Origin of the sequence: Pantoea sp. V106_11 (assembly GCF_029967885.1) — a bacterium.
Classification (GTDB): Bacteria; Pseudomonadota; Gammaproteobacteria; order Enterobacterales; family Enterobacteriaceae; genus Pantoea; species Pantoea ananatis.
On sequence record NZ_JASCAK010000020.1, the window covers coordinates 302,130 to 314,347 of the forward strand.

The following is a 12,218-nucleotide window of genomic DNA, read 5'->3' on the forward strand; positions in this document are numbered from 1 at the left end:
TTACGTGACTACAATACAGATAAGCCAAGGTGTTGGCATAAGACAACCGAATAAACCACAAGATGTTAAAACCGTTCAATCATTACTAAACGCCAATAAGGCTATTACCTCTCCTGGTAATGAATTAAAAGTTGATGGTTTCATGGGCGAAAAAACCATTGCTAAAATAAAAGTTTTTCAGGAGAAGGTTGTTGGACTCCGTAACCCTGACGGTATTATTTCTCCCCAGGGTCCTACGATGCGTAGACTGCACGGAAATATCACTCCAGCCAGCAATATTAAGTTAAATCTTGACACCACGGCATCTGCAGTGACTGATGAAATGTATATCAGTATGGCGAAAGCATTAAATTGTGAGCCAGCAGCAATAAAAGCCGTGGTGATGTCGGAGACGAAGCAAAGTCCATTCGATTCATCTGGTCGGCCGACCATTTTATATGAAAGACATTATTTCAGCAGATTGACCAATAACAAATATGATGCAACTCACCCTGATATATCGGGGAAAAGATATGATCACTACGGTAAATTTAGCGAGCAATACGATAAGTTAAATAAAGCCATAGCACTTGATCGTGCAGCTGCACTTCAGTCAGCCTCTTGGGGAGCATTCCAAATTATGGGAAGTAACTATGTTACTTCAGGTTATGCGAATATTGAAGAGTTTGTTAAGGGAATGAATACTATTCCGGGGCAAGTATACGCTTTTGTAAATCATGTTTCTCATACACCTACGCTCTTGAATGCAATCCGTACTAAAAACTGGGCAAGTTTTGCAAGATATTATAATGGTAGTGATTATAAAAAGAATAACTATGATGTTCACTTATCACAAAATTATGACCGGGCTCTACATAATTAATTAAGGGTTTTATAAAAAATGAAAATTATCAATTTAGTTCTGTCATTACTTGTTATCAGTCCTTTAGCAAATGCTTCAGTAACCCTTTCTAAACCTCATTCCAGTGATTACGAAAAAAGTATTGTTCAAGAGGCTCAGCATGCAGGCCTTGAGCGAGTTGAATTAGATAAAGCTCAAACCTTCGATTTAGTAAAAGATGGCAAAGTATTAGGCACTCTTGTGCAAGGCAAAGGATGGATAAGACAAGTTCAACCTGTGTGTTTTATTGCCTGGACTAAGGATAGCAAAAAATCTGATCAATTTATTCAGACAATCGGTCAGGGGGATTGGGAAACTGTGGGTTGCCATAAAGTTGATTCAGTTGGTCTGATTTCAAAAAAAGACGATCCTGCTACAAAAATCGCGGTTATTTATACAACCGAAGCTCCTGATCACTATGGTAATGATTACTACATCTTGGGATTAAAAGATGATAGTGACAGCGTATACTACGACCAAGGTGCTACTGAGAAGTTTCAAAATTCATATATTAAAAATCTCTCTCAACTTCGTAAGGCTTATCAGAAGTAGATTTTTTAATGAAGCCTCTTTAGCAAACAGAAGGAGGCTTTATACTTATTTAAATGAAGAGGTAAAAAAGAATCTACAAGCTAAAAAAGTTTCTTACAGCCAATTATGAATTTAAAAATAAATGTCTTTTCTGTATCTCACTCTCAGGCGTCCATCATGCAGAGAACCGGCTTTTTTTTACTTTTTATCGCTTCGCTGGTTATGCCGTTACTGTGTTCTGCTGAACAGGGACGTGTTTTAAAACTTGATGGTAATTGGAAAGTTGAACATGTTTATGTTAACGAAGATTCCACTTCTACAAACCTGATGGCACTAATTTCTGATGACCCGACGCTGAGAGAACGTATTTTTGAATTCACTCCGGATATAATAAAAACGTCAATACCAACAGCTAGTCACTGCGACTTGCCAGATTATGATTCCATGGACGCGACATCAATAAACTCTTTGATGAGCAGGACGACAGAAGGGCAGCTCTCCGATCCGTCTAAAAGCTATGCTCTTCCCATCAAAGGAACGTTAGAAATTCGTCCTTATCGCATTCATTGTCAGAATGGAAAAATCACCCTGTCGGGTGAAAATAGCGAACGCTGGCTTGTAAAACTTGATGAAGAGTCAATATTCCTGAACTGGGATAACCAGTCTTATCTTTTACTAAAAAAACTCGCTAACAATGCCAAATTACAACCTTCGTTCGCCTGCGCAAGAGCTACAAACGACAGTGAAAAAACCATCTGTCATGATTCGGATCTGTCCTCCTGGGATGTAAGCGTGGCCGAGGCATACAATGTGGCGTTAAAGCAAATTGTGAATACAGGGGTTGATGTCAAATCACGTTCAGTCGAGCTCCGTCAAACACAGAAACGCTGGCTTGACGAAAGAAATGCGTGTTCTGTTAATCCAGCATGTCTTAAGAAAAAAATGCAAGATCGTGTTGATGAACTCGTTGAGTTGGCAAAGCAATGAAATGATCAGTGCCTGTTTAAGTGAGTCTTTTAAGATAAGCGAGCGCGCTTTCTTTACCTTAATACGCTTGTTGATGAGATGAGATCTGTAACTTTCGGAGTCGAGTGAGTAATGAAAATTTACGCAGCGTTTTTCGTGGCTTCAATCGCTGTTTTTTCAGCTTCCTGCTTCGCAGAAACACCGTGTTCTAAAACAAGTAATGATGTCGAGCTATATCAATGTTCTGTTAAATACAAAAGCCAGGCTGAAAAAGAGTTAAATCACGAATAGGGTCTTGCAAGAGAGCGCATTGTAAAAATGTACGGCTCTCAAAAAAAACTGGGTGAGCAGTATGCCGGGATTGTGGTTGATACGCAGCGTAATTGGCTTAAATTCAGGGATGGTCAATGTCATCTTGAAGCTTTTGCTGCAGAAGAAGGCAGTAATCCATATGCTGTCACAACGAATCTCTGCATTTATCGAATGGATACTGAGCGTACGGCCGTACTTAAACTGCTGCCATACTGATTTTTTAACAGGCTGATATGACGTTATAGTGGTGCAATGATATTTTCACCATTCAAGTGGTCATTACGTCAATGGATACATAAAATATTATGCGCTATGTACTAATGTTTTTATCGCTGTTAACCCCTTTTCACGTATTGGCTGCGCTTTCCCTTGCTCCTATAGCGGATGCGCCCTATCAGAAAAGTATTTATAAATTATCGTCTGATAAAGGCATTCAGGGCGGTTCTCCAGTTCCACACCAAAGTTTTCATCTGGTTAATGAAGGCAAAGTTCTGGGCAGTTTTATTGCCGGGCAGGGTTTCGACTCACAAGATAAGGACGTGTGTTTTGTCGCCTGGTCAAACAACGCTCATCAGGCAGAGCGTGTTTTACCAACAATTGGATTCGGTGACTGGGAAGCGGAAACATGTCATGCGACTCGCTCTGTCGGCATGCTCGATGAAAAAGATAATAAAGTCATCATCGCGGTGATATATGACGTTGCGTCTCCCAATACGACAGCACAGGAAGCCATCATCGTTTCTGTCGACCTGACCAATCACTCGATCACTATCAATGAGCCGCTGACGAGGAAAATTGGAGCTTCAGGAGCAAAATCGATCAAGGAACTGCGAACCCTTTACAGGACAATGCCCTGAGTTGCGCCTTGCCCTGATAGGCGAGTTCCTCACCGTAGTCTGACATCAGTTAAACAATGCGCTTTTACATCTGTAAAACAGGTCAATATAAAAAATGAAGATATCTTTTTTGGGATGTGCGACTTTTATCATGTTTGGTTTTTCTTCCGCCGTTTACGCCCTTGATGACTGCGCTAAAAAGACCAGTGATGCCGATGTGTTTAGCTGTGCCGAGAATAACCGGGCACATGCAGAAGACGATTTAAATCAGGCCTACGGGGCGACGAAAAAACGTATCGAACATGTTTTTCAAAGTGAACCTCAAGCTAAAAAGAACTACCAGAACCTGTTTATTCAATCCCAGCGTCACTGGTTAGCCTACCGTGACGAGCAGTGCCAGTTATATGCGCATCCCGCAGATAAAGGCAGCAATGCGCACACCGTATTTAATAACGAGTGCGTCGCCAGGCTTGATGAGTTACGCACGAAAGAATTATCAGAAATGCCCTACGATTAACTTTCACGGATGGCTATCTGCAACATTAGGGTTGCGTTTATCTTCCGTACCATTGACTACGCTTCTATATCCCGCCTTTCTCCCCGAGAGACGCGCGATATAGATGTCGAACAGCTAACCGCAGGAATCCGTGATGCGCTTTACGATAATAACCGCTAAACCCGGCCATGAACCGCCGCAAATCAGTTTCGATTTTCTTCCTCCAGGCGGCACTATCGGTCGAGGCGTGGATAATAATCTGATATTGCCCGACGACGATCGCACTATTTCTCGCCTGCAGGCTATCGTGCATATTACTGCAGAGGGCGAATGTCGCCTGACCAACCGCGGTAACGTTACGCGCGTGCTGCTGAATGACATCCCGCTTGAGCGTGGACGTCAGGTGGAGTTGCAGGACGGAGATATTCTCGGCATCGACGACTATCGCCTGCTGGTTAACGATCTTAATGGCGAGCAGCAATCGCAGCAGCCTCCGTTGACCGCTGCAGCCGCACCTAAGCCGCAGCCCGTACCCAATGCGGTCCCTGTACAGGCGCCGGCTGCCAGCACGGCTGCCATTCCCAGCGAGATCTGGGACAGCCTTGCCAAAGAGTTTTCAATTTCTGATGACTTATCGAAACGTAAAAGTGCTGCGCCAGAAATGCCGGAGGCAAATCCGTTAACCTCTACAGCGGCAAACCGTAATCCCGAAGATCCGCTGGCTCAGTTAATGAGCGATAAACCGCTGGATATCGGTCAGCAACCTAAGACAAGCAGCCTGTTTGATGAAGAGGATGCGCTGTTTGCTCAGGAAAGCATTTTTGATGACCGCACGCCCAGCACCTTGTCGGCAAAACAAAATGCGCAAGGGCAGCCCAAAATAGAGGAAACCTCCACGGACGTGGACCCGTTAAATCTGTTTGGCAGCCAGGCCACGCCGGACCCGCGTCATCATGACGATCCGCTGGGGTTAATGATGAGCGGTGCAGTGCCGCTGGCTCAGCCAGATATGCCGGTTTCGCAACCTATGGCTGCGCCATCGCAGCCGAAAGAAAACCATCAGTCTGCACCCTTGCAGCAGAAAGAGCTCCATCAAGCGGCGCCATTACAGCCGCAAGAAAATCACCAGCCGATGCCAGATATCCTGGATACTGCACCGGTTGAGTTGGCTGATTTAAGCAGTTCACCGCTGTTTGATCACACTGAAACACAGGCCACTCACGATCCCGCTTTCGATCCTCAACCGCAGCCTGCCCAGCCTGAAGGAGCGCAAAGCCCGATTGATTACGGCGGCATTACCTTGCCAACACCGCAGGCGGTGCAACGCACGCCTTCGCCCACGCCAAAAGGGCGGCTGCGCATCGATCCGGTTGCCTCGCACAATAACAGCGGTGGGACCGAGCAGAGTGGCAATGCCAGTAGCGGTGATGCCTTAAAGGGCGAGTTACTGGATGCACTGCTGGAAGGTATGGGCCTGCAGGATCTGCAACCGACACCGCAGTTCGATCGCGAGCAGATGCGGCAGTTCGGCCAGATGCTCAGCATGTTCTCGCAGGGAACGGTGGCACTGCTGTCTTCCCGGTCGATTTTAAAACGCGGTGTAAAAGCCGACATGACCGTGATCCTGGATGATGCTAACAACCCTTTTAAGCTGCTGCCGTCAGGTAAAACCGTATTGATGCAGATGTTTGGCAGCCGTATGCCAGGTTTTATGCCGCCACGCCAGGCCGTGCGTGACGCACTGATTGACCTCCAGGCGCACCAGTTAGGGATGATTGCCGGTATTCGCGCCATTATTGCTTCCATGCTGCAGTCCTTTAACCCCGATCAGCTCGAAGAAGAAGCGCGTCAAAACGGTTCCGTATCGCGCATTGGACTACCCGGCAGCCGTAAAGCCGCGCTGTGGGAGCATTTTATCCAGCGCTATGGCGAAACTGCCGGTGAAATTGAAGATGACTTCCATACCTTGTTTGGCGAAGCCTTCTTGCACGCGTACGACATGGAAGTAAATCAGTATAAAGACTCACAAACCCACACGGATGACGCATGAATATCTCTACTGCTTCCACGTCGAATCAGGGCGACCGCGCCAGCAATCAGGATCAAACCGGTGAGAGCATCGGCGAGCGTTCGGCTTGCTTTGTGGTGTGTGATGGTGTGGCAGGGTTTCCCGGCGGTGACGTGGCAGCAAAAATTGCACGCAGTAGCCTGATGGAAGCCTTTGATGGCAATGCGCATCTCGATGCGCAAACCATTCGCGATTACGTGAATTATGCCAATGGCGCCATTCGGCAACAGCAAAAGGCAAACAGTCAGCACAGCCGCATGGGCACCACGCTGGTGAGTTTGTTTATCGACAGAGACTATGAACTGGCCTACTGGGCGCATGCAGGCGACAGTCGGCTTTACCTGTTTCGTCGGGGCTATCTCTACCACGTGACCACCGACCACAGCCTGATTCAGCAAATGAAAGATGCCGGGCACCAGACAGAAGGCATTAACAGTAACCTGCTCTATTTTGCATTAGGCATGGGCGATGAACAGCGGGATGCCAGTTACAGCGATGTGGTGCCTATTGAGGATGGGGATGCTTTTTTGCTGTGTACGGATGGTTTCTGGCATGGCGTGACGCTGGAACAAATGCAGCAATCATTGCATATGGTGAATACGCCAGAAGAGTGGCTGACCCTGATGCAACAAATTATCAAAAACAGCCAACCGCAGGGGGGTCAACAGGACAACTTCAGCGCCATGGCTGTGTGGGTAGGTTCACCAGAAGACACCACCTTATTGCACTCGCTGTCTGATGCGGCGCAGTTTTTCCCTCTTCGAGATTGAGAACGCCAACATGAAATATGGATTAGTGGGCCTGACTGCATTGCTGTTGAGTACACATGCCTTTGCAGAGAACTATCGCATTGTGCAGTCGCCAACTCAGAAACTGGATGTCTGGATTGATGATGTAAAAGATAACCAGCTGTCGAGCTGGTGTAAGAGCACCGTAAACCTGCGCATTGTGACGCATGGCGATAAAGATGCGTCGGTGCTGAGTGATTTCCTGCCGCGCGTTGCGGGCTTGATGGCCTCACAATGTAAGCCGTTACAGCAGCTGCACTGGCAATTAACCGATACCGAGGGCGCCGCACTGGCCAATGGTACGGCCGCGAAAGCGCAGCAGTGGAAATCGGTGGTGACTCCGCCTGCCGCTGCACAGCCCGTTCAATCGGTTCAGCCCGCCCAACAGGCGCCGGTGCAGCAGGCGCCCGTCAGCCCGCCCGCCGCGCCTGTCGTGCTGAATTCGCCAGCGGCGGATACCACACCGTGGCTCCAGTTTAGCTTGCTGGACGGTTGCCATTTCCGCACCTGGTGGCATCAGCCCTCGCAGGCCAGCGCCCTGTTTGTGCCGGCTAAGCAGGGCGTCACCTGCGGGAAAGATGGTTGGTTAAGCGGGCACAGCACGCTGACCCAGACGGGCAAAGACGCGACCAAATCCGTTGCCGTGAGTTTTCTGCAGGGGTTCCCGGTAGCGGGCCTGAACGATAAACAGCAGGTTGATGAACTGACCATTACCACGGTTAACAGCGAACGCATGGTGCTGAGTGATGAAAAGTCACCCGACAGCTGGCTGGTGTTGCCATTTAGCCAGCAGTTTAACGGCTGGCAGGCGATAAACCAGGTGGTGGTTGAGATGCCCGCCAGTGAAGCGGCAGACGAAAATGCGCTGCGTGCGCGCCTGCAGGAAGTGCGTAAGATCTGGTCACCCTGGTTAAGTAGCCCTGCATCCATTAAGGTGCAGTTGGTGGAAAAACTGCATCCGGAACTCAAAGATCCGGCCGCAGCCGTGTATCGCACCATCAACTAAGGCATAAGGAGTTTGAATGGACTCATTACAACAGCGACTGGCCAATGCCACCCTGGCGGAAAACCTATCCAGCATCACTGCACAAATCCAGGCGAATCCGGCTGATGCGGATTTACGGGCGGCATTTGTGCAACTCCTGTGCCTTGACGGTAACTGGATCAGGGCGCAGACACAGCTGAAATCCTGGCTGGCCATGCTGCCTCAGGCGCAGCCCACCGTGACCTTGCTGCAACAGGCCATTGAGGGCGAACAGAAACGTGCAGCGGTTTTGCGCGGTGAAGCCGAGCCGCAACTGCCAGGAAGCGCCTGGCCGTGGTGCCAGGTCTTACTGGCCGCGCTGAAAGCGGACATAGCGGGCGACAAGGCCGTCGGTGCGGCATTGCGTGCTCAGGCGTTGGAAAGCGCAGAGGCGAGCGCCGGTACGGCCACAACCCAGGAGGGGGAAAGCCAGTTCGCCTGGATAATGGACGGTGACAGTCGCTTCGGACCGGTCTGTGAGGCCATCGCCAATGGACATTATTACTGGATCCCGTTTGCTGCCATCAGTGAAATAGAGTTTCAGGCTCCGGCAAGCGTCACGGATCTGGTCTGGCGCCATACTCGCCTGCAGTTGGTGGACGGAAGTGAGCAAATTTGTCAGATTCCGGTGCGCTACCCGCTTCAGGACAAGGCTGATGAACGCTTCCTGCGGGCAAGCGTAACGGAGTGGCAGGAATCAGGCAGCGATGACGGTCAGTTTATCGGTCACGGGCAAAAGATGTGGCTCAGCGATGAAGCAGATTATCCCTTACTGACGCTGCAGCAGCTTATTTTCAACGAAACTGAGTTACCTCATGAGTCGTAATGACAATTCGTCCGGTGACGGCTATTCGCAGCTGCATGGCGGCTATCGTGCGCGCAAAAATCGCGACACGCTGACGGCGCGTGACAAACTGCAGTCGTCCCTGCTGGACAGGCTGACAGACGACGCGCCAGATAAAACCACCGAGTCAGGCAACAGTTCGATTATTACCCACAGTACGCTGCGACGTAATGTTCTGCGCGATCTCCAGTGGTTATTCAACACCATCAATAACGAGGCGCAGCACGATCTGAGCGACCTGACGGAGGTCCAGCGTTCCGTGCTGAATTTTGGCGTGGCCCCCCTGGCCGGACAGAATATCTCGGACATCGAATGGCAGGATATGCAACGGAAAATGACCGATGCCATTCTGCACTTTGAGCCACGCATTCTACCCCAGGGCTTACAGGTTCGCTGCGTAAGCGACCTGACCTCTCTGAGTCTGCACAACGTACTATCGATTGAGATTAAAGGCCGGTTATGGTGCGTGCCGTACCCGCTGGAGTTTCTGTTCCGCACTCAGGTTGATTTAGAGAGCGGCCATTTTGAACTACAGGATGCAGGTTAATCATGGACAGCAAGCTGCTTGATTACTACAACCGTGAACTGGCCTATCTGCGCGAGATGGGCGCGGAGTTTGCTGCCCAGTATCCCAAGGTCGCCGGGCGGCTTGGTATGCGCGGCATTGACGTCGCCGATCCTTACGTCGAGAGACTTATGGAGGGTTTCGCGTTTCTGACGTCACGCGTGCAGTTAAAGATGGATGCCGAGTTTCCACGCTTTTCTCAGCGGATGCTGGAAATGGTGGCACCGGGCTACCTTTCACCTACGCCGTCGATGGCCATCGCCCAGCTCACGCCGGACAGCCGCAAAGGCGATATCAGCAATGGTTTCTTAGTGCCGCGCGGCACAATGATGGAAAGCCAGAACCTGAAAAAAACGGGCGTCACCTGCAGCTATACCACCGCGCACGATGTGATGTTACAGCCCCTGCGTATCAGCGATGTGTCGTTAGGTGGCGTGCCAGCGGATATCCCGTTAGGCGAGTTGAAAGCGGGCGGCTCGACGGCGGCGTCCAGCGCCCTCCGTATCCGCATCACCTGCGAAGGCATTTCATCGTTAAGCCAGCTCAGTCTCGATGACGTGATGTTTTTCCTGAGCGGACCCGATATCCAGGCCCTGAAACTGATGGAGCTGCTGATGCAGCATCGTGTCGGAATCATCCTGCAGTCCGTGGAAGCAAAACCGCAACGTCAGGTTCTGCCGGATGACGCGCTTCAACAGGAAGGCTTTTCGACCGAGCAGGCCCTGCTGCCCGACGATCTGCGTAATTTTGACGGCTACCGCCTGCTGCAGGAGTATTTTGCATTCCCGGCACGCTTCCAGTTTATCAGCCTGCGTCAGCTGGCGCCTTTCCTGCAGCGCTGCGATAACGCCCTGTCGTTTGACATCGTCATCCTGCTGGATAAGGCCGATGCGGCGCTGGAAAGCGTTGTCGACAGCGCCCATCTGGCCCTGCACTGCACGCCGGTCATTAACCTGTTCCCGAAAACCGCCGAGCGGCTTAAGGTCAGTGACAGTCAGCACGAGTATCACCTGGTGGTCGATAACATTCGTCCGCTGGACTATGAGATCCATTCGGTGAAGCGCTTGTTTGCCTCTGTCGAAGGACAGCGCGAAGAGCAGATCTTCCGGCCGTTCTGGAGCACCTTCAGCCATGACGGCGGGGATTATGGCGCGTATTTCTCCCTGCGTCGTGAACAGCGCACGCTCTCTGAGCACGCGTTGCGCTATGGCACCCGAACAGGCTATATCGGTTCTGAAGTGTTTCTCTCCCTGGTGGATCAAAATCATACACCGTGGAACAGCGATATCCGCTACTTGTCTGCGGAAGTGATGTGCACCAGCCGTGACCTGCCTTTAATGCTGCTACAGCAAGAGCAGGCCAACTTTGTAATGCCGGATTCCATTCCTGTCGGGCAACTTAAATTGTGCAAAGGCCCGACGCCACCGCGTCCGGCGCTGGCTGAAGGGCTTTCAGCATGGCGACTCATCAGTCATCTGCAGATGAACTATCTGAGCCTGATGGACAGCAGCGATGGCGAAGGGGCTGCGGCACTGCGCCAGATGCTGAGCCTGTATGCCAGCCTGGCCGAAACGCCGCTAACGCGTCAGATTGACGGAATTCGGCACTGCAACCTCAAAGCCGTTCACCGCCGGGTGCCCGAGCCGGGCCCCGTGGTGTTTGCGCGCGGGGTCAGCATTGCGCTTGAGGTGGATGAGCAGGCGTTTTCGGGTGCCAGCCCCTGGCTGTTCGGCAGCGTGCTGGAGCGGGTCTTTTCTCGCCTTGTAGCGCTTAACAGCTTTACCGAATTCACCCTGAGCAGCCAGCAGCGCGGCGAAGTGGGCTACTGGCCGCCGCGCATGGGCAAAAAGGCGCTGCTATGAGTGAGACGGCGCACGTTATTCCCCTACAGCGGGCGGTGCGTCTGCCTGACGGTTTCTGGCAGGCCGTGATGGCCGCGCCCTGGCGCTATGATCTGTTTCAGCTGCTACGCAAGCTGGACGCCCAGAGTGGGCAGCGTTATGCCTTAGGTAAAGCGCCACTGCCCAAATTTGAAGCCGTGCGTCTTGGGCAAAAGCCATCCCTGGCCTTTGCACCATCGACCGTGTCACAGGTTAAAGCGCGTGAGCAGGACGAACGCTACGACGTCTCCATTTACAGCTTTGGGCTGTTTGGTCCCAACGGTCCTCTCCCTACGCACCTGACGGAATATGTACGCGGACGTATCGATCACCATCAGGATAACAGCCTGAGCGCTTTCGCCGATCTGTTTCATCATCGTGCCACGCTGCTGTTCTACCGTGCCTGGGCTAATTCACAGCCAACCAGCTCCCTGGATCGCCGCGACGATCGGCGGTTTCAGGATTATCTGGCCTGCGTGGCCGGTATTGGGTTACCGGCCCAGCAGAAAGCCAGTTCGCTGAGTCTGCATGCGCGCCTCATGCTGTCAGGGCATCTCAGCCGCCACGGTCACGATGCCGAAGGGCTGGTACGCATTTTGCGTCACTACTTTGCCGTTCCGGTTAAGCTGCAACAGAACGTGCCGCAGTGGTTATCCCTGGACAGCCGCGATCAGGCCCGTCTGTCGGCCGGTCGCCATATGCCGCGCCTGGGTGAATCGGCCTTTCTCGGTGTGGCCGTTCGTGATGTCCAGCATCGTTTTCGTCTGCGTATCGGTCCACTGAGCGCCGAGCAGTACGAACGTTTTTTACCCAACGCGCAGGGCGCTTGCGAAGTGCGTGACTGGGTGCGCCACTATCTGGGTATTGAGATGCAGTGGGATCTCAGCCTGATTCTGGCAGCCGATGCCGTTAAGGGCGTAACCCTTGGCGGTCAGGCGCGGCTGGGCTACACCAGTTGGCTTGGACAGCAACCGCAGCCTGTCGATCGTGAAGATTTTGCCTTTGAGGTTGAAGCTACGCCGTCATAG

At 51.4% G+C, this 12,218-nt stretch carries 13 protein-coding genes; all 13 read left to right on the forward strand.

Features of this window, described 5'->3' with window-relative positions; all coding sequences use genetic code 11:
* Positions 1-4 precede the first annotated feature (4 nt).
* The 13 genes from QLG08_RS02725 to tssG all read left to right on the forward strand — a co-directional run bounded on the left by QLG08_RS02725 (position 5) and on the right by tssG (position 12,218).
* On the forward strand, positions 5-862 hold the full coding sequence (locus QLG08_RS02725; protein ID WP_015700016.1) for an N-acetylmuramidase domain-containing protein: 858 nt from the start codon (positions 5-7) through the stop codon (positions 860-862).
* Between the two features lie 18 nt (positions 863-880).
* A complete protein-coding gene (locus QLG08_RS02730) occupies positions 881-1,432 on the forward strand; it encodes a hypothetical protein (RefSeq protein WP_022623337.1) in 552 nt (183 codons plus the stop codon).
* Positions 1,433-1,588: 156 nt separating this feature from the next.
* Entirely contained in the window at positions 1,589-2,398 is an 810-nt protein-coding gene (locus QLG08_RS02735; RefSeq protein WP_041455862.1) for a lysozyme inhibitor LprI family protein, read from the forward strand.
* A 297-nt stretch (positions 2,399-2,695) separates the two neighbouring features.
* Entirely contained in the window at positions 2,696-2,905 is a 210-nt protein-coding gene (locus QLG08_RS02740) for a lysozyme inhibitor LprI family protein (protein WP_228225659.1), read from the forward strand.
* A gap of 89 nt (positions 2,906-2,994) precedes the next feature.
* On the forward strand, positions 2,995-3,546 hold the full coding sequence (locus tag QLG08_RS02745) for a hypothetical protein (protein WP_015700018.1): 552 nt from the start codon (positions 2,995-2,997) through the stop codon (positions 3,544-3,546).
* A 94-nt stretch (positions 3,547-3,640) separates the two neighbouring features.
* On the forward strand, positions 3,641-4,042 hold the full coding sequence (locus QLG08_RS02750) for a lysozyme inhibitor LprI family protein (protein ID WP_015700019.1): 402 nt from the start codon (positions 3,641-3,643) through the stop codon (positions 4,040-4,042).
* Between the two features lie 133 nt (positions 4,043-4,175).
* The gene (gene tagH, locus QLG08_RS02755; protein ID WP_015700020.1) at positions 4,176-6,071 is read left to right on the forward strand and encodes a type VI secretion system-associated FHA domain protein TagH; all 1,896 of its coding nucleotides are present in this window, start codon (positions 4,176-4,178) and stop codon (positions 6,069-6,071) included.
* Complete coding sequence (locus QLG08_RS02760) at positions 6,068-6,859, forward strand: protein phosphatase 2C domain-containing protein (protein ID WP_013026239.1); 792 nt, start codon at positions 6,068-6,070, stop codon at positions 6,857-6,859. Before tagH ends, QLG08_RS02760 begins: the two co-directional genes overlap by 4 nt.
* 10 nt (positions 6,860-6,869) lie before the next feature.
* Entirely contained in the window at positions 6,870-7,883 is a 1,014-nt protein-coding gene (locus tag QLG08_RS02765) for a hypothetical protein (RefSeq protein ID WP_233266598.1), read from the forward strand.
* Between the two features lie 16 nt (positions 7,884-7,899).
* Positions 7,900-8,727: a type VI secretion system accessory protein TagJ gene (locus QLG08_RS02770; protein ID WP_238493175.1), complete on the forward strand. Its 828-nt coding sequence runs from the start codon at positions 7,900-7,902 to the stop codon at positions 8,725-8,727.
* Positions 8,717-9,292, forward strand: a complete 576-nt coding sequence (tssE, locus tag QLG08_RS02775) for a type VI secretion system baseplate subunit TssE (RefSeq protein ID WP_013026236.1) — start codon at positions 8,717-8,719, stop codon at positions 9,290-9,292. Before QLG08_RS02770 ends, tssE begins: the two co-directional genes overlap by 11 nt.
* Before the next feature lie 2 nt (positions 9,293-9,294).
* A complete protein-coding gene (gene tssF, locus QLG08_RS02780; protein WP_013026235.1) occupies positions 9,295-11,172 on the forward strand; it encodes a type VI secretion system baseplate subunit TssF in 1,878 nt (625 codons plus the stop codon).
* Positions 11,169-12,218 (forward strand): type VI secretion system baseplate subunit TssG, encoded by a 1,050-nt coding sequence (tssG, locus tag QLG08_RS02785; protein ID WP_116219944.1) that lies wholly within the window; start codon positions 11,169-11,171, stop codon positions 12,216-12,218. The genes tssF and tssG overlap by 4 nt, the downstream gene beginning before the upstream one ends.